Source organism: Streptomyces radicis (genome assembly GCF_003626575.1).
Classification (GTDB): Bacteria; Actinomycetota; Actinomycetes; order Streptomycetales; family Streptomycetaceae; genus Streptomyces; species Streptomyces radicis.
The window spans coordinates 23516-40840 of sequence record NZ_RBDY01000003.1 but is presented as its reverse complement, the minus strand read 5'-3'; the positions used below and the strand labels follow the sequence as shown (position 1 = coordinate 40840).

The 17325-nt window shown below is 73.9% G+C and carries 15 protein-coding genes; 5 read left to right on the top strand and 10 right to left on the bottom strand.

Annotation, left to right across the window (positions count from 1 at the left end; translation table 11 throughout):
• Positions 1-119 precede the first annotated feature (119 nt).
• Positions 120-518: a DUF2795 domain-containing protein gene (locus D7318_RS05745; protein ID WP_120695780.1), complete on the bottom strand. Its 399-nt coding sequence runs from the start codon at positions 516-518 to the stop codon at positions 120-122.
• Positions 519-793: 275 nt separating this feature from the next.
• Complete coding sequence (rsgA, locus tag D7318_RS05740; RefSeq protein WP_408055447.1) at positions 794-1885, bottom strand: ribosome small subunit-dependent GTPase A; 1092 nt, start codon at positions 1883-1885, stop codon at positions 794-796.
• 253 nt (positions 1886-2138) lie between these two features.
• Here rsgA and D7318_RS05735 point away from each other — a divergent pair, with 253 nt between their 5' ends.
• Positions 2139-2612, top strand: coding sequence for a DUF4396 domain-containing protein (locus D7318_RS05735; RefSeq protein ID WP_120695778.1), 474 nt, complete (start codon positions 2139-2141; stop codon positions 2610-2612).
• 56 nt (positions 2613-2668) lie between these two features.
• On the opposite strand, the gene D7318_RS05730 is transcribed toward D7318_RS05735, so the two are convergent.
• Genes D7318_RS05730 through D7318_RS05720 form a run of 3 tightly spaced genes read right to left on the bottom strand, consistent with a single transcriptional unit; the run spans position 2669 to position 6257 of the window.
• The gene (locus D7318_RS05730; protein WP_120695777.1) at positions 2669-4765 is read right to left on the bottom strand and encodes a xanthine dehydrogenase family protein molybdopterin-binding subunit; all 2097 of its coding nucleotides are present in this window, start codon (positions 4763-4765) and stop codon (positions 2669-2671) included.
• On the bottom strand, positions 4762-5754 hold the full coding sequence (locus D7318_RS05725) for an FAD binding domain-containing protein (RefSeq protein WP_120695776.1): 993 nt from the start codon (positions 5752-5754) through the stop codon (positions 4762-4764). The genes D7318_RS05730 and D7318_RS05725 overlap by 4 nt, the downstream gene beginning before the upstream one ends.
• Positions 5751-6257 (bottom strand): 2Fe-2S iron-sulfur cluster-binding protein, encoded by a 507-nt coding sequence (locus tag D7318_RS05720; protein WP_120695775.1) that lies wholly within the window; start codon positions 6255-6257, stop codon positions 5751-5753. The genes D7318_RS05725 and D7318_RS05720 overlap by 4 nt, the downstream gene beginning before the upstream one ends.
• 107 nt (positions 6258-6364) lie before the next feature.
• On the opposite strand from D7318_RS05720, the gene D7318_RS05715 reads away from it, so the two are divergent.
• The 3 genes from D7318_RS05715 to D7318_RS05705 all read left to right on the top strand — a co-directional run bounded on the left by D7318_RS05715 (position 6365) and on the right by D7318_RS05705 (position 12237).
• Positions 6365-6769 carry a hypothetical protein gene (locus tag D7318_RS05715; RefSeq protein WP_120695774.1) on the top strand — a complete coding sequence of 135 codons (405 nt, stop codon included), beginning with the start codon at positions 6365-6367 and terminating at the stop codon, positions 6767-6769.
• Between the two features lie 76 nt (positions 6770-6845).
• Positions 6846-7202, top strand: coding sequence for a Pepco domain-containing protein (locus tag D7318_RS05710; protein WP_120695773.1), 357 nt, complete (start codon positions 6846-6848; stop codon positions 7200-7202).
• A gap of 16 nt (positions 7203-7218) precedes the next feature.
• Positions 7219-12237, top strand: a complete 5019-nt coding sequence (locus tag D7318_RS05705; RefSeq protein ID WP_120695772.1) for a wHTH domain-containing protein — start codon at positions 7219-7221, stop codon at positions 12235-12237.
• Positions 12238-12279: 42 nt separating this feature from the next.
• Here D7318_RS05705 and glnA read toward each other — a convergent pair whose 3' ends face one another.
• Positions 12280-13695 (bottom strand): type I glutamate--ammonia ligase, encoded by a 1416-nt coding sequence (glnA, locus tag D7318_RS05700; RefSeq protein WP_120695771.1) that lies wholly within the window; start codon positions 13693-13695, stop codon positions 12280-12282.
• Between the two features lie 203 nt (positions 13696-13898).
• Here glnA and D7318_RS05695 point away from each other — a divergent pair, with 203 nt between their 5' ends.
• The gene (locus D7318_RS05695; RefSeq protein WP_120695770.1) at positions 13899-14366 is read left to right on the top strand and encodes an RDD family protein; all 468 of its coding nucleotides are present in this window, start codon (positions 13899-13901) and stop codon (positions 14364-14366) included.
• Positions 14367-14491: 125 nt separating this feature from the next.
• Here the strand turns inward: D7318_RS05695 and D7318_RS05690 are convergent, their stop codons facing one another.
• From D7318_RS05690 to lipB, 4 genes are all read right to left on the bottom strand, one after another.
• Positions 14492-15199, bottom strand: a complete 708-nt coding sequence (locus D7318_RS05690; RefSeq protein WP_120695769.1) for a DUF4191 domain-containing protein — start codon at positions 15197-15199, stop codon at positions 14492-14494.
• 10 nt (positions 15200-15209) lie between these two features.
• The gene (locus tag D7318_RS05685) at positions 15210-15431 is read right to left on the bottom strand and encodes a hypothetical protein (protein ID WP_120695768.1); all 222 of its coding nucleotides are present in this window, start codon (positions 15429-15431) and stop codon (positions 15210-15212) included.
• Between the two features lie 80 nt (positions 15432-15511).
• Positions 15512-16453 (bottom strand): lipoyl synthase, encoded by a 942-nt coding sequence (gene lipA / locus D7318_RS05680; protein ID WP_120695767.1) that lies wholly within the window; start codon positions 16451-16453, stop codon positions 15512-15514.
• 79 nt (positions 16454-16532) lie between these two features.
• Entirely contained in the window at positions 16533-17324 is a 792-nt protein-coding gene (gene lipB / locus D7318_RS05675; RefSeq protein ID WP_120695766.1) for a lipoyl(octanoyl) transferase LipB, read from the bottom strand.
• Position 17325: the final 1 nt, after the last annotated feature.

Genomic DNA, 17325 nt, shown 5'->3' with positions numbered 1-17325 from the left:
GACCCATCCATCGACCCATCCATCGACCCATCCATCGACCCATTCATTGACTCAGTCAACGGTATGCGGTCGACGCCTGTCAACGGTCCCGCGCGCGCCCCCGGCCCGGCCGCCCCCGTTCAGGAGCGCGGCCCGCGGCCGAGCGCGTCGGTGACCTCCTGCACGTTGCCGTACGTGTGCCCGGGCGGCAGCTCGCGCACCGCGTCGACCAGGCGCTCGGACGCGTGCGTCTCGAACAGCGTCACCAGCAGCTCGCGCCGCTTGGCGGGGAAGACGCTGCGCCGCAGGTGCCGGGCGAGGTCGTGACGGAACGCCTCGCGATCCGACTCCTCCTCGTCCACGACGTTCCTCGGCCTGACCGGGCCGTCGACCAGCTCGGGGTCGTCGTCCGCGGCGGGCTCGGCCTCGCGCCACTCCTCGGCCCGGGTCGGGTGGTCGCCGCGCAGCATGCCCTGGAGCTCGTGCTTCATCTCGTCGTCGCGGTGGACGTTGAGACGGTTGCTGCCCCGCTGTCGCATGGCAGCTCCTTCCTTCGGCGATGCCTTGGATGCCTTGCGATCTCTGACGGCCCCCGGGTACCCGCCGCTCCCCGGGCGACACGACTGTCGGCGCGGGTGGCGTTTTGCCGGGGTGCGGCGGGGAACCCGGCCGCCCGGGCCGAGCGAGCGGCCGATGTGTGGGGGCACACAGGGGCCCGGGGCGCGGAGGACTTCAGGGGTTCCGCGCCCGGGGCCCCACTCGCGCGTCGGGCCGGGCAGGCCGGGCGGGCCGGGCGGGCAGGCCGGGCCGGGGCTCAGCGCCCCTGGTCGCGGAGGCGGTAGGCCGCGCGCTGGGACCGTTTGATCGTCTTCCAGCGCCCCTGCAACTCCGCCCGCAACCGGGCGTCGGTGCGGGACGCCGCCCAGGCGTTCTCGCGCAGCAGCTTGCGGTAGCTGGCGAGCCTGCGCGGCGCGAGGTCGCCCGCCGCGATCGCCTCCTGGACGGCGCACCCCGGCTCGGACTCGTGCGCGCAGTCGCCGAACCGGCAGTCGCCCGCCAGCTCCTCGATCTCCGCGAACACGTGCTCGATGCCATCGGCCGCGTCGTGCAGCCCGACCCCGCGCAGCCCCGGGGTGTCGATCAGCACGCCGCCGCCGGGCAGCGGGATCAGCTCGCGCCGCACGGTGGTGTGCCGCCCCTTGCCGTCCCCGGCGCGCACCCCGCCGGTGGCCAGCAGGTCGGCGCCGAGCAGCGCGTTGGCGAGCGAGGACTTCCCCGCGCCCGAGACGCCGAGCAGCACCACCGTGCCGGTGAGCAGCGTGGCGAGGACGTCGAGCCCCTCGCCGGTCACCGCGCTCGTGGTCACGGTGTCCACGCCGGGCGCCGCGGCGGCGGCCTCGGCGGCCATCGCCTCGGGGTCGGCGGCGCGGTCGGCCTGGGTGAGCGCCACCACGGGCCTGGCGCCGCTCTCCCAGGCCAGCGCGAGCAGGCGTTCGAGGCGCCCGGTGTCGAGCGGGCCCGCGAGGGAGACGGCGATGGCGGCGGTGTCCACGTTGGCCGCCAGGACCTGGCCGCGGGAGTCGGACCCGGCCGAGGCCCTGACGATGGCCGTGCGGCGCGCCAGCAGCGCGACGAGCCGTGGCTCGTCCCGCGGGTCGCCCGGGCGCAGCGCGGCCCAGTCGCCGGTGCAGGGGTCGAGGCCACGCTCGGTGGCGGCCCGTGGCCTGTCGTGTTCGGTGACGACGTCGCACCGGCCGCGGTCGACGCGGATCACGCGGCAGGGAACGAGGCCCGCGGCGCGGTGCTCGGCGAACGCGGCGTCGAGGGAGTCGTCCCAGCCGTGCGCGGCCAGGCCGGTGGCGGGGAACGGGGTGGGGGACATGTCGGGGAACGGAGCTTCACGCATGGTGAGGAGACCCTTGGGGGAGGGGGCCCCGCGGACGCGAAACGAGTCAGACCGGGGCCCGGGACGTCAGGATGGTCCGGGCGCTGCCCTGGGCAGCGGTCATCACAGCGACCATCGATCTCACCTCCCGGTCTCGACGCGTGGCGGTGGCCGGACGCGTGGCCGACCGCCGAAGCGCTGGCGACGTTAGCACGCGGGCCGACGGGCGCGACACCGAATAAGGCGAATACCCCCTGGGGGTATAGTGGCGGGCATGGAGCGCCACGAGGAACACCCCGAGCCCGCCGCGCGCCCCGCCGAGTGGTCCATGGCCGTCAGGGCCACCCTTCACTGCCTCACCGGCTGCGCCATCGGCGAGGTCCTCGGGATGGTGATCGGCACGGCCCTCGGCTGGGCGACGCTCCCCACGGTCCTGCTGGCCATCGCGCTGGCGTTCGTCTTCGGCTACGCCCTGACGCTGTACGCCGTCACGCGCGCCGGGCTCGGCCTCGGGGCGGCGATCGGCGTCGCGCTCGCGGCCGACACCGTGTCCATCGCGGTCATGGAGGCCGTGGACAACGGCGTGCTGCTGCTGGTACCCGGCGCGATGGAGGCGCACCTCGACGAGGGCCTGTTCTGGGCGGCGCTGGCGTTCGCGCTGGCCGTCGCGTTCGTGGTGACCACCCCGGTCAACCGCTGGCTGATCGGCCGGGGCCGCGGCCACGCCGTGATACACCGCCACCACTGAACGCGGGTGCCACGGATCGCGGGTGCCACCGGACGCGGGACGCAGGGGAGGGCGCCTCAGCGCAGGAACTTCTCCGGCGTCATCGGCAGGTCCCGCACCCGGATCCCGGTCGCGTGGTGGGCGGCGTTCGCGATGGCCGCGGCGGCGCCCACGATGCCGGTCTCGCCGACGCCCTTCGCACCCATCGGGTTGTAGTACCGGTCATCGCCGTCCAGCCAGATCGCGTCCACGTCCTCCACGTCCGCGTGCGCGGCGATGTGGTACTGCGCCAGGTCGCAGTTGACGGTGTGCCCGAACCTGGGATCCCGCACGCCCTCCTCGTGCAACGCCATCGACAGGCCCATGATCATCCCGCCGATCAGCTGCGACCTGGTCGTCCTTGGATTGATCACCCGGCCCAGGTCGAACATGCCGAGCAGCCGCGAGACCCTGACCTCCCCGGTGTCGGCGTTGACGCGCACCTCGGCGAAGTGGGCGCCGTACGCGTGCATCGAGACCTTGCCCACGTGCGGGTTGTCGGGGGCGGTCGCGGTGACGCGCGCGCCGGGCTCGGGGCGTTCGCCGAAGCGCTCCCTGAGGACGCGGGCCGCCTCGATGATCGCCGTGCCCCAGAACGTCATCCCCATCGAGCCGCCCGCCATCGCCGCGGGCGGCAGCGCCGAGTCGCCGATCGCCATGTCGACATCCTCGACCGGCACGCCCAACGCGTCGGCGCTCACCTGCGCGAGCGCCGTCCACGCGCCCGTGCCGATGTCCGCCGCGGCGATGTCCACGCGGTAGCGCCCGTCGGGCAGCGCCTCCACCGCGGCCTGCGTGCCGCCGCGCAGGAAGTACGCCGGGTAGGCGCAGCCCGCCATGCCCGTGCCGATGAGCCACTCGCCCGCCCGCGTCCCGCCGGGCGCCGGGTCGCGGCCCTCCCAGCCGAAGCGGCGCGCGCCCTCGCGCATGCACGCCACATAGTCGCGGCTGGAGAACGGCAGCCCGGTCTCCGGCTCACGCTCCGGCTCGTTCCTGACGCGGAACTCCACCGGGTCGATGCCGCACGCGAGCGCCATCTCGTCCATCGCCGACTCCAGGGCGAAGAAGCCGGGCGTCTCGCCTGGCGCCCTGAAGATGCCGGGGACCGAGACGTCGGAGGGGACCGCGCGGTGCGTCGTCGAACGGTTGGGCGCGGCGTACATGGAGCGCGTGACGAACGTCGTCTGCTCCACGAACTCCTTGAACCGCGACGTCTGGGCGATCGACCCGTGCGCGATCGCCGTCAGCCGCCCGTCGCGGTCCGCGCCGAGCCGCACGCGCTGGATCTGGGGCGAGCGGTGCGACGCCTGCGTGAACGTCTGCCGCCTGCTCATCGCGAACTTCACGGGCCGCCCGCCCACCAGTCGCGCCGCGAGCACCGCGAGCACCACGTGCGCGTGCGGCATGGCCTTGGAGCCGAAGCCCCCGCCCACATAGGGAGAGATGACCCGCACCCGCTCGGGCGCGATCCCCAGCACCGGGGCCAGCATCGAACGCGCCGTGCTCGCGCCCTGGTTGGAGTCGTGCAGCGTCAGCCGCCCCGAGCCGTCCTCGCCGTGCCAGGCGGCGACGGTCGTGTGCGGCTCCATCGGGTTGTGGTGCTCGAGCGGCGTGCTGTACACGTGGTCGATCGTCCTGTGCGCCTTGGCCAGGGCCATCTCCACGTCGCCGAAGACGCTGTCCGTCGCGATGCCCGCGTTGACGCTCTCCGGCGCGTACAGCTCGGGGTGGTCGGCGCGGAACGTCACGTCGTGCGGCGCCTCCTCGTACTCCACGCGCACCAGGCCCGCGGCGTACCTGGCGGCCTCCGAGGTCTCGGCGACGACCGCCCCCACGAACTGGTTGCGGAACCGGATCACGTCGTCCTGGAGGATCCGCAGCTCGGGGTCGGCGTCGGGCGCGAGGCGCGCGGCGTTGCGGTGGGTGAGCACCACGACGACGCCATCGGCCGCCTCCGCCGCCGCGGCGTCGATCGACACGATCCGGCCTCGGGCGACCGTCGCCTCGATCGGGAAGAGATAGAGCGGGTCGGCCACCGGCTGCTCGTAGGCGTACGCGGCCCGCCCCGTGACCTTCAACGGCCCGTCCCTGCGCACCAGCGGCGCGCCGACCGCCCGCTCCGCCACGCCGGTCATCGCGCGCCCCCGGCGTTCAGGTCGCGCAGCACCGCGACCATCGCGTTCCTCGCCATCGGCACCTTGAACGCGTTGCCCGGCAGCGGGCGCGCGTCGGCCAGCTCGGCGTCGGCGGCGGCGCGGAAGGCGTCCTCGGTGGCGGGCGCGCCGCGCAGCGCGCCCTCGGCGCGCACCGCGCGCCACGGGCGGTGCGCCACCCCGCCGAGCGCGACGCGGGCGTCCACCACCACGCCGTCCTTGACCGAGAGCGCCGCCGCGACGGAGACCAGCGCGAACGCGTAGGAGGCGCGCTCGCGCACCTTCCGGTACGCCGACCGCGCGGCCATCGCCAGCGGCGGCAGGTCCACGGCCGTGATCAGCTCGCCGTGCTCGAGCACCGTGTCCCGCTCGGGCCGCTCGCCCGGCAGCCGGTGGAACTCCGTCATCGGCACGACCCGTTCCCCGGCCCCGCCGAGCACCCGCACCTGGGCGTCGAGCGCGGTGAGGGCCACCGCCATGTCCGAAGGGTGCACCGCCACGCACCCGTCCGACGCCCCGAGGACCGCGTGGTGCCGGTGGAAGCCGTCGAGCGCGGAGCAACCCGAGCCGGGGACGCGCTTGTTGCACGGCGTCGTGGCGTCCTGGAAGTAGGCGCAGCGGGTGCGCTGGAGGAGGTTACCTCCCGTGGTGGCGAGGTTCCGCAGCTGGGGCGAGGCGCCCGCGAGCAGGGCCGCGGCCAGCATGGGGTAGCGGCGCCTGATCAGCGGGGCGGCGGCCAGGTCGCTGTTGCGCACCGCGGCCCCGACGCGTACCCCGCCGTCGGGCAGCCGCTCGATCGTGTCGAACGGCAGCCGCGAGACGTCCACGAGCAGCTCGGGGCGGGCGATGCCGAGGCGCATGTGGTCGACGAGGTTGGTGCCGCCCGCGAGGAACGCCGCGTCGGGCCGTGGCGCGACCAGCGCGACGGCCCCCGGCGCGTCATCGGGGCGCCGGTAGTCGAACGGGATCACCGCGCCACCTCCCTGATCGCGGCCAGGATGTTGGGGTAGGCGCCGCACCGGCACAGGTTGCCGCTCATGCGCTCCCTGATCTCCGCGTCGTCCAGCGGGATCTCGTCGGCCGACAGGTCGGCGGTGACATGGCTCGCGTGCCCGGCCCGCGCCTCGCGCAGCATCCCCGCGGCCGAGCACACCTGCCCCGGTGTGCAGTAGCCGCACTGGAATCCGTCGTGGTCGAGGAACGCCCGCCGCAGCGGCTCGCCCTCCGCCTCGGCGCCCAGCCCCGCGGCCGTCACCACCGACGCGCCGTCCTGCGTCACGGCGAGCAGCAGGCACGATGTCACGCGCCGCCCGTCGACCAGGACCGTGCAGGCGCCGCACTGGCCGTGGTCACAGCCCTTCTTGGGCGCGTTGACCCCGAGTCGCTCGCGCAGCGCGTCGAGCAGGGACGTGCGGGTGTCGAGCGAGACGGGCCGCTCCTCGCCGTCCACGCGCAGGGTGATGGTGGCTTCCATGTCCGTCGTCCGTTCCCTCCGGCTGCATGACCGCTTCCATCCTGGGGCGAAACGGGACGAACGGCACCTCGGGCGGGATTGTCAGACCCCCGCGCGAGGATGGGTCCATGACTGGCACGCCCCTGGACCACAGGCAGCTCGGCGCCTGGACCGACACCGTCGGGCCCGGCTGGGCCGCCCTGCTTCACGCGCTCCACGAAAGGCTGTTCGCCCTGGCCCCCGACTACCGGATCGAGACGTGTGAGCGCAGCCTCGGCGGGCTGCGCGTCTGCGTCGCCGACCGCTTCGACGCCCAGGGGTACTTCGACGGCCATTGGGCTGACGCCGCGACCCTGCTCACCGACGCCACCGAGCAGGCCGCGGGCCGCACGTGCGAGATGTGCGGCGCCGAGGGCCGCCCCCGCTTCCGCGGCGGCCCGCGCGGCAGCTGGATCACGGCCCTGTGCGACACCTGCGCGGCCGACCACCACCGCACCCCGATACGCCCCAGGGGCACCCCCTCGCCCCGCTGAGCCCGTCATCTCCCCGTCGCGCCACGGCCGTTCTAAAATGTGTCAGCTTCTGGCCACGGCATATGAGGGGGGACCCATGGCCGAGATCCTCTCCGTCGTCGTCTCGCTCGACGACACGGACGAACCCACCGCCGCAGCGGGGGAGATGGGCCTCTTCCGGCGCGCGGGGGACGACGGAGGGGACGGCGACGGCACCCCGCGCCGCGCCATCCGCGACATCCCCGTCGCCGTCCTCAGGGAGAACCTCCGGCGCACGGTGGGCGCCCTGCACGAGGTACTCGCTGGCATCACCGTGCCCGACGGCGGCATGCCGCTGCGCGAGGCCCAGGTCTCCTTCGAGGTCACCGCCACCGGCGGCATCACCCTGATGGGCACCTCGGCGCAGGCGGCCGCCCGCGGCGCCATCACGCTCACGTTCGGGCACGGCTCCTGAGCGGCCTGGCGAGCCGGTGAGCGCGACGTTCCGCGCCCTGCTGATCGGCGTCCCCCGCTACCGGGACCCGGCCATCGACGACCTGGCCTTCGTCGAGCGCGACCTGGCCGAGCTGGACGCCGCCCTGACCGCCACCGGGTACGGGGTCACCCTGCACGACCCCGCCGACAGCGACCGCGACGGCATCGACTCCGCCGTCGAGACGTTCTTCCAGGACGCCGCCCCCGGCGAGACGCTGCTGCTGTACCTCAGCGGCCACGGCATCCACCACGGCGGCCAGGACTTCCTGGTGCCCCGCGGCGCCCTGATGCGCTCCCACGACTTCGCCGCGCGCTGCCTGCCCCTCGACTTCACCCCGTACGTCGAGCGCAGCCGCGCCGGCGACGTCGCCGTCTTCGTCGACGCCTGCCGCGAGGGCATCGACCTGCGCGAGATGGGCGGCATCAACGCCGCGGCCTGGTCCAGCATGCGCGTGCGCCGCGTGGGCGACCGCCACTACTGCCACGTCTACGCCTGCTCCCCGGGCGAACGCGCCCGCTACGCCACGGCGGACGGCGGCTTCAGCCTGTTCTCGCGCGCGCTGTGCACCCTCGTCGCCGACGACCAGGGGCCCGGCACCCTCGGCGGGATCGCCGACCAGCTCCAGCGCTCCATGGACGCCCTGACCGCCGAGCACAACTGCCCCCGCCAGCAGGTCAGGGTCAGGACCGAGACCGACATGGACCGGTTCACCGTCATCCCGAGGCCCCGGCGCGCCGCCGCCGCCGCGTCGCGGGGCGGCGACCACCCATGGGTCGCCTCGGCCACGGACCACCCCGCCTGGGCCCAGACCGCGGAAGGCCCCGCCGCCGACGCCCTCCGCGAGGCCGTCACCGGCCTCGTGGGGCGGCTCGCCCGCGCGCACGCCCTCGACGACGCCCGGCTCGCCGACGACCCATGGCGCCCCCTCAGGTTCGCCGAGCGGATGAGTGACCGCGTCCGCTGGCTGCTCGCCAAGGTCCTCAACGCCGAGAAGCTGGCCCTCTCCCCGGCCGAGGCCGCCCTGCTCGTGCTCGTCCCCTACCTCTACACGGCCCACTGGAGCCGCGCCGCCGTCCGCGTCCTCGACATCGCCCCCACGGACCTCGGCCACGCGCCCGCGCCCACCGACGAGCGGGCGAGCTACGAGCACTTCTTCGGCAGCCAGTCCCGCCTGGTCCGCCGCGCCGCCCGCGCCACCGCCCAGGGCGACACCGCGGGCGCCACCGGCATCGCGTGGTGGCTCTTCGGCCGCTGGCTCGCCCGCCGCCCCCGCGCCCACCACGCCACCGCGCTCGCCGAGCTGCTCGCCCCCGATCCTGGCGGGGCCGCCACCGGCGGCCTCCTCGCCGAGCTGCTCGACCCCGAGGACCTGCTGACCCTGCTGCGGGCCATCCGCACCGCCCCCGACCTCAGCACCGTCAGGCCCGTCCGCCAGCTGGCCGGCGCCACCGACGACGAGCAGGACATCCGCGAGCACCTGCTCGTCGCCCTGCTGAGCGTCGCCCACCGGCTGGCCCTCGACCCCACCCTGCTGCCCGAGGTCATCGTCGACCACCTCGGCATCAGCTACGCCGTCGACCTCGAAGCCCTGCACCGCACCCTCGCCGCCGCCCGCTGGGACGCCCACGGCCGCACCCGCGTGCTGCGCGCCGCCTGCCCGCACCCCGCCGTCGAGCTGGCGCTGCGCCAGCAGGCCGCCACCCTCGACGCGCTGCTCGGCGCCATCGACGTCCGCGCCGCGGGCGAGCCCCAGCTGGCCCCGCTCGGCGACCTCCCCGCCCACGCCACCGCCGACCAGCTGCACGCCACCCCCGGCCCCGGGGGCCAGGCCGCCTACGAGTCCACCGACCTGCGGTTCCGCCTGGCCGACGACCGCATCCAGGAGCTGCTCATGGGCGAGCGGCTCTACGGCGACCCCGCCCTGGCCATCCGCGAGCTCTACCAGAACGCCCTGGACGCCTGCCGTTACCGCGACGCCCGCACGACGTTCCTGCGCCGCCGCCGCGGCCACCCGGGGGGCTGGGCGGGCCGCATCACGTTCACCCAGGGCACCACGCCCGAGGGCCGCGCCTACATCGAGTGCGCCGACAACGGCGTCGGCATGGGCGAACGCGAGCTGCGCGAGGTCTTCTCGCACGCCGGGATGCGCTTCGCCGACCTCCCCGAATACCTGGACGAGCAGGCGGCGTGGGCGGCCGAGGGGATCGAGATGCACCCCAACAGCCAATTCGGCATCGGGGTGTTGAGCTACTTCATGATCGCCGACGACATCACCGTGACCACATGCCGCCTCGACCCCGACGGCCACCCGGGCCACCGCCTCCAGGTCGACATCGCGGGCCCCGGCGCGCTGTTCTACATCCACGACCTCGGCCGCGCCCACGACGCGGGCACCACGGTCCGCCTCTACCTCCGCGACCCGGCGAAGGCCCCCTCCTGCCCGGACCTGCTGCGCCGCCTGCTGTGGATCGCCCCCTACGAGGTCACCGCCGAGGACGGACACACCCGGCTGCGCTGGCCCCCGAACGTTCTCTCGCCCGCCGCCCCGCTGGGGGCCGAGGACCCCTACGCGGCCGACGCGGCCCGCGAGGACGACGTGCGCGTCGACGCCACGAGCACTCCCGAGACATGGTGGTGCTCCGTCGGCGGCGGCGTCCTGGCCGACGGCCTGTGGGCCGGGATCGACCTCTTCGGCGCCGTGGTCAACCTCACCGGGGCCCACATGCCCGAGCTGACCGTGGACCGCAGGGGCGTGCTCCACCACGACGCGGCCCATGTCACCGCGTCGCTCTACCGCGAGATCCAGGCCCTGCTCGCCGATGGCGCCACGGTCGTCGACCACGACTGGCTCAACGAGCTGATGGGCCACCGCCTCCGCCTCGCCGACGAGATCGTCCGCCAGGCCGTCGCCGGGGGCCGCCGCCCCTGGAGGTTCGGGCCGTACGACGTGGACGTGACGGCCGTGGGCCACTTCGGCGCCGACGCGACGCTGCTCGAGGCCCACGAGGACGGACACGGCGTCGTCCCCGCGAGCCCCGAGATGGGCACCGCGTCCTTCACCGAGGCGTGGCGCGCGCTCGCCTGGGCCAGGGCGGGGGCGTTCCCCGGCGTCACCGTCGAGGGCGGCGAGAACGGCGGGGACGGCGGGAACGGCGCGATCCCCGTGGCGCTCCCTTCGGACCAGGTCGTCCTCATGGGCCCCGAGCGGATCGGCCTCTCCGCGCTGCCCGCCGACCCCGAGCTCGGCTCCCACGACCCCACGGCGGACGGGCCAGCCGACGACTCAGGACCCTTCCTCCCCGACGTGGTCAAGACCGCGATCCACCTCGGCGTGAGCCCGCGCCGGGTGGCGGCCCGGCTGGCCGAGCTCGGCCGCCCGCTGCCCGACGGCGTGACCGCGCCGGAGTCGGCGGGCCCCGACGACCTGGTGCTCATGAGCAGGGACCTGGACGGCGAGTCCCCCTTCCTCCCGCGCAACGGGCGGGTGCCGCTCGGCCATGTCCTGTCCGCGGCCCGGCTGTTGGGCCGCACGCCCGCCGAGACCGCGGCGCGGCTCGCCGAGGTCGGACACCCGGTCGAGGAGGGCACGCGGCTCCCCGAGACGGTGCGCGACGAGGACCTGCTGCTCATGGGCACCGGCGTCAGGGAGGGCGCGTTCGAGTCCACCTTCGACCGGTGGCTCGCGCTCGGCGTGCCCGTGCCCCTCGGGCACGTGCTCTCGGCCGCCCGCCTCCTGGACCGCACCCCCGCCCAGGTGCTGACCCGGCTCGCGGACCTCGGCCACGCGCTCGAGGAGGGCGTCACGCCCCCCGACACGGCGGAGGAGGCCGACGTCTCGCTGCTCCGCACGGGCGAGGACAAGCCCCGCTGGCTCACCGCCGCCGAGCCGGTGCCCCCGCCGTACTTCGTGGCGGCGGGCGAACGCCTCGGGCTCACCCCCGCCGGGGTCGCGGCCCGCCTCGGCGAGCTCGGCCCCGGACCCGAGCCGGGGCTCACGGTGCCCGACGAGGTGGGGGAGAAGGACCTCACGCTCCTCAGCCACGACCTCGACCGCGCCCCGCCCTGGCTCTCGGCCGCCGTGCCGGTCCCGGCCGCCCACGTGGTGCGGGCCGCGGGGGCCACCGGGCTCACCCCCGAGGAGGTCGTCGCGCGCCTGTCCGCCTGGGGCCACACCGTCGCCGCCGACCCCGCCGTGCTCGCCACCCTCGGCGGCGACGACCTGGTGCTCCTCGACGGCGAGCCCAGCGCCTACGGCTCGTCCGTCGACTGGCGCGGGCCCCTCCACATCGGCGACCTCGTGCGCTCCGCCGCGGCCTCGGGACGGACGCTCCCCGACGTCGCCGCGCGCCTCGCCGAGCTCGGCTGCCGCGTCCCCGAGGACGTGCCCGCCTCGATCGCGCCATGGCCGGGCGACTCCCTGCTGCTCAGCAGGGACCTGGACTCGGCGGGCCCGTGGCTGCGCGCGAACCAGCCCGTGCCGCACCACCACGCGGCGGCCGTGGCGGCCCGCCTGCACGTGCCCCTCGCCGAGGTCGTCGCCCGCCTCGCCGAGCTCGGCTACCGGCTCGGCGACGACGACTTCCCCGAGACGCTCGAGGGCGACGACCTGCTGCTGATCAGCCGCGACCTGGACAGCCAGCCGCCCTGGCTGCCCCGGAGCGCCCCCGTGTCGCCCGCGCACGTGCTGCGGGCCGCGGTCTTCTCGGGGCGCTCGCCCCGCGAGGTGCGCGACCGGCTCGTCGCCTACGGCTACCAGGTGCCCGAGGCGTCCGTGGACCAGACGGTGCGCCCCGGCGACGCGGCGCTCATGGGCGAACACTTCACGCCGCCCCCCGCGCTCCTCCGCCCCACGTCGCTGCTGTCCGTCCTGCGGCTGGCCCACGACCTCGACCGCACCCCGTACGACGTGGCCACGCGCCTCGCCGAGCTGGGCTACCCGCTGCCCGAAGGCGTCGTCTTCTCGCCGCCCGACGACAGCGACGAGCCCCGCCCACGCCCGGGGAGGGGCGCGTGACGGGGCTCGGGGCGAAGAGCCGAGCGGCTCACACGACGCGGCTCACACGTCGAAGTAGAGCTCGAACTCGTGCGGGTGCGGGCGGAGCTGCATCGGGGCGATCTCCTTCTCCCGCTTGAAGTCGATCCACGTCTCGATCAGGTCGGACGTGAAGACGCCGCCCGCCTGGAGGTACTCGTTGTCCTCCTCGAGGGCCTCGAGCACCGCGGGGAGCGAGGTCGGGACCTGCGGCAGCTCCGCGTGCTCCTCGGGGGCCAGCTCGTAGAGGTCCTTGTCGATCGGCTCGGCCGGCTCGATCTTGTTCTTGATGCCGTCCAGGCCCGCCAGCATGAGCGCCGAGAACGCCAGGTACGGGTTCGACGACGGGTCGGGCGCGCGGAACTCGACGCGCTTGGCCTTGGGGTTCGAGCCGGTGATCGGGATGCGCATCGCCGCGGAGCGGTTCCGCTGCGAGTACACCAGGTTCACCGGGGCCTCGAAGCCGGGCACCAGGCGGTGGTACGAGTTGACCGTGGGGTTGGTGAACGCCAGCAGCGACGGCGCGTGCTTCAGGATGCCGCCGATGTAGTAGCGCGCGGTGTCGGACAGGCCCGCGTAGCCCTGCTCGTCGTAGAACAGCGGCGACTCGCCCTGCCACAGCGACTGGTGGACGTGCATGCCGGAGCCGTTGTCGCCGAAGATCGGCTTGGGCATGAACGTGGCGGTCTTGCCGTTGCGCCAGGCGACGTTCTTCACGATGTACTTGAACAGCATGAGGTCGTCGGCCGCGGCCAGCAGGGTGTTGAACTGGTAGTTGATCTCCGCCTGGCCCGCGGTGCCCACCTCGTGGTGCTGGCGCTCGACCTTCAGGCCCGCCTTGATCAGCTCGAGGGTGATCTCGGCGCGCAGGTCGGCGAAGTGGTCGACCGGCGGGGCGGGGAAGTACCCGCCCTTGTAGCGGACCTTGTAGCCGCGGTTGCCGCCCTCCTCGATGGCGCCGGTGTTCCAGGCGCCCGCCTCGGAGTCGATGTAGTAGTACCCGGCGTTCGACTTGGTCTCGAAGCGCACGTCGTCGAAGACGTAGAACTCCGCCTCGGGGCCGAAGTAGGCGGTGTCGGCGATGCCGGACGAGGCGAGGTACGCCTCGGCCTTCTTCGCCACGTTCCGCGGGTCGCGGCTGTACGCCTCGCCCGTGATCGGGTCGTGGATGAAGAAGTTGATATTGATCGTCGAGTCCTTGCGGAACGGGTCCACGCGCGACGTCGACAGGTCAGGGACGAGCGCCATGTCGGACTCGTGGATGGCCTGGAAGCCACGGATCGACGATCCGTCGAACATCAGGCTGGCCGTCGGGTCGAAGCTCTCGACCGGCACGGTCACGTGCTGCATGATGCCCGGCAGGTCGCAGAAGCGGACGTCGATGAACTTGACGTCGTTGTCCGCGATGAACTGATTGATCTCGTCGGCGTTCTGGAACATCCGGTGTCCTCCTACGTCCCGGCCCGGTGCGTCGGGGGCGGGAACGAGCAACTCGGGGAGTGGCCCAGTACGTGGGCCTGCCGGGGCCGACCCTAAGGAAACGCGATTTCTCAAGCATGACCCATTTGTTTCGCCACTGTTAACCGGACTTCTCGCCCGATACCGCCGACCGGCCGGTCGGGTGAGCGCGCTACGGTGGAGCCGTGGACAAGCGCCAGGCTATCGGCTCATGGCTCTCAGGCCCCCGCGCGGCGGCCGAGGACATGGGCGTGGACTTCGGTTACCGGGGGCAGCGGCTGGGCCTCCCCGAGACGGGCCCCGGATCGGTCGCGCCCCTCGGGAGGCGCCTTGCGGCGATCTTCGTCGACTGGGCCATGTGCGGTCTGATCGCATACGGTCTGATCGTGGACCGTCAGGCGTCGGAGACCGGCACCTGGACGCTGGTCGTCCTGGTGATCATGGGCAGCGTCACCGTGGGGACCCTCGGGATGACGCCGGGGAAGCGGCTCCTCGGGCTGCGGGTCATCGCGGTCGACGGCGGGCGGCTGACGTTCGGGCGGGCCGTGCTCCGCACCGTGCTGCTCGGCCTCGCCCTCCCCGCGCTGGTGTGGGACCGCGACGGCCGCGGCCTCCACGACCGCTTCGCGGGCGCCGTCCAGATCCGCGCCTGAGCCCGCTCACGACGACCGACGCCCGCCGCCCCCGATCGGGGACGGCGGGCGCGGTGTGACGCTCGTGCGTGTGACGTTCGTATGTCCTCGGGTGCTTCTCGGGTGTTTCCTCGGGTGTCCCCGCGTCAACGCCCGCGGCGCTGCACGTTGCCCTTGGGGAGCTTCATGCCCTTCGGCATGGGCCCCTTCGGGATCGGCATGTTGCTCATCAGGTCGCCCATGGCGCGCAGCCGGTCGTTCACCTCGGTCACGCGCGGGCCCGGCAGCACCTTGGGGAACTTCAGGATGGTCGACCGCAGCTTCTTCAGCGGGACCTGGCCCTCGGCCGTGCCGACGACCACGTCGTGCACGGGGACGTCGGACACCACTCGGTTCATCCGGCGCTTCTCGGCGGCGATCAGGCTCTTGAGGCGGTGGGGGTTCCCCTCGGCGACCAGCACCACGCCGTACTTGCCGACGGCCCGGTGGACCACGTCCTGCTGGCGGTTGATCGCGACGGCCGGGGTGAAGACGACACCCCGCCGCATGTTCTCGAGCACGGCGGCCGCGGCCCCCGGCTGGCCCTCCATCTGGCTGAACGCGGCCCGCTCGGCCCGGCGCCCGAAGACGATCGCCGTGGTCAGCAGCGCGACCAGCAGGCCGAGGATGCCCAGGTAGATCGGGTGCCCGATCAGGAGGCCGATGCCGAGGACGACGCCGAACGTGCCGAGACCGACACCCGCCAGGACCCATCCGATCCAGCGGTCGGCCCGCCGGGTCATCTTGTAGGTCAGGCCGATCTGCTTCAGCCGCCCGGGATTCTCGGAGTCCTGGGCCTTGTCCTTCCGCGCCATGCCCGCCAGTCTACGGGGCAAGTGACCGCACAGGCCCACCGGGTGGGCGCCGCCCCGCGACCGCGGCCAGCGCCCGTTCCGCCTCGCGGCGGGCGGCCGCGCGCTCGCGGTCCTCCTCGACGGCGGCCCGCGCGTTGCGCAGCGCCGTGCGCCGTCCCGCGCCGAGCAGCACCCCCTCGAGCGCGCGCAGCGTGCCGGTCACGCTCGGCCGTGCCGAACCGGCGAACCGCATGGCCGTTCCCCCTCCCCAGGGCGGTCGAACAACGTGCCCCTATTGTTATCGAACGGTGTTACCGCCTCATGACCCGGGGGTCACGCGGCATCGACGCCCGTGCGACGCTCGATCGCCTGCTGGTACAGGCGCCCCGCGCGGTACGACGAGCGCACCAGCGGCCCCGACATGACCCCGGCGTAGCCGATGTCCTCGGCCTCGGCCTTCAGCTCCACGAACTCCTCGGGCTTCACCCAGCGCTCCACCGGGTGGTGCCGCGGCGTGGGCCGCAGGTACTGGGTGATGGTGATCAGCTCGCAGCCCGCCTCGTGCAGGTCGCGCAGCGCGGTGCTGACCTCGTCGCGCGTCTCGCCGAGGCCGAGGATCAGGTTGGACTTGGTGACAAGGCCCGCGGCCCGCGCCCGGGTCAGCACCTCGAGCGAGCGCTCGTAGGTGAACGCGGGGCGGATCCTGCGGAAGATCCGCGGCACCGTCTCGACGTTGTGCGCGAGCACCTCGGGCCGCGAGGAGAAGACCTCGGCCAGCTGCTCGGGAACGGCGTTGAAGTCGGGGATCAGCAGCTCGACGCCCGTGTCGGGCATCAGCGCGTGGATGCGGCGGACGGTCTCCGCGTACAGCCACGCGCCGCCGTCGGGCAGGTCGTCGCGTGCGACGCCGGTGATCGTGGCGTACCGCAGGCCCATCTGCTGGACCGACTCCGCGACCCTGCGCGGCTCGTCGCGGTCGAGGGCGGCCGGCTTGCCCGTGTCGATCTGGCAGAAGTCGCAGCGGCGCGTGCACTGTTCGCCGCCGATGAGGAACGTGGCCTCCCGGTCCTCCCAGCACTCGAAGATGTTGGGGCACCCGGCCTCCTGGCACACCGTGTGCAGGCCCTCGCGCTTCACCAGGCCGTGCAGCTCGCGGTACTCGGGGCCCATCGTCGCCCGCGTCTTGATCCACTCGGGCTTGCGCTCGATCGGGGTCTGGCTGTTCCTGACCTCGAGGCGCAGCATCTTGCGACCGTCGGGTGCGACAGCGGACACGTCCGCCTCCTACCACTTTCGATTCGTTGGCGAACACCAGCGTACGCCTCCACTTGCCCGGCCGATCCGGGCGCCCGCCTCACACCGCGCGGGGCAGCGGCAGCGAGGTGGTCAGCACCTCGGTCAGGTGCTTCTCGACGACAGGGAGCACGTCGGAGACCGTCACGCGGCGGCCGAGCTCCTGTGAGAGCGACGTCACACCGGCGTCCCTGATGCCGCAGGGCACGATGCGGTCGAACGACGTGTTGTCGGGGTCGCAGCCCAGGGCGAAGCCGTGCATCGTCACGCCCTTGGCGACCCGGATGCCGATCGCGCACAGCTTGCGGTCCTCGTTGCGCTGCCCGGCGTTGGACGGCGCGTACTCGGGGCCGCTCAGGCGCGGGTCGAACTCCTCGTCGTGCAGGCGCGGGTCGAAGTCGAGGGAGAGCCCGCCGAGCGCCGACCGTCCCACCCGGTCGTCGAGCGCCTCGCCGAGCACCCAGACCCCGCTGCGGCCCTCCACGCGCGTCGTCTCGAGGCCGAAGTCGGCGCAGGCGCGGATCACGGCCTCCTCGAGGCGCCGCACATGGGCCACCACGTCGACCGGGCGCGGCAGCTTGAGGATGGGGTAGCCGACGAGCTGCCCGGGGCCGTGCCAGGTGATCTTCCCGCCGCGGTCCACGTCGACGACGGGGGTGCCGTCCAGGGGGCGCTCGCTGTCCTCCGTGCGCCGCCCCGCGGTGTAGACCGCCTGGTGTTCGAGGAGGAGGCAGGTGTCCGGGATCTCGTCGGCGAACCGGGCGGTGTGCACACGGCGTTGTTCCTGCCAGGCCGCGTGGTACTCGACGGCTTCGGCGCCGAAGCCCAGATGGACAAAGCGCAGCTCGCTCACG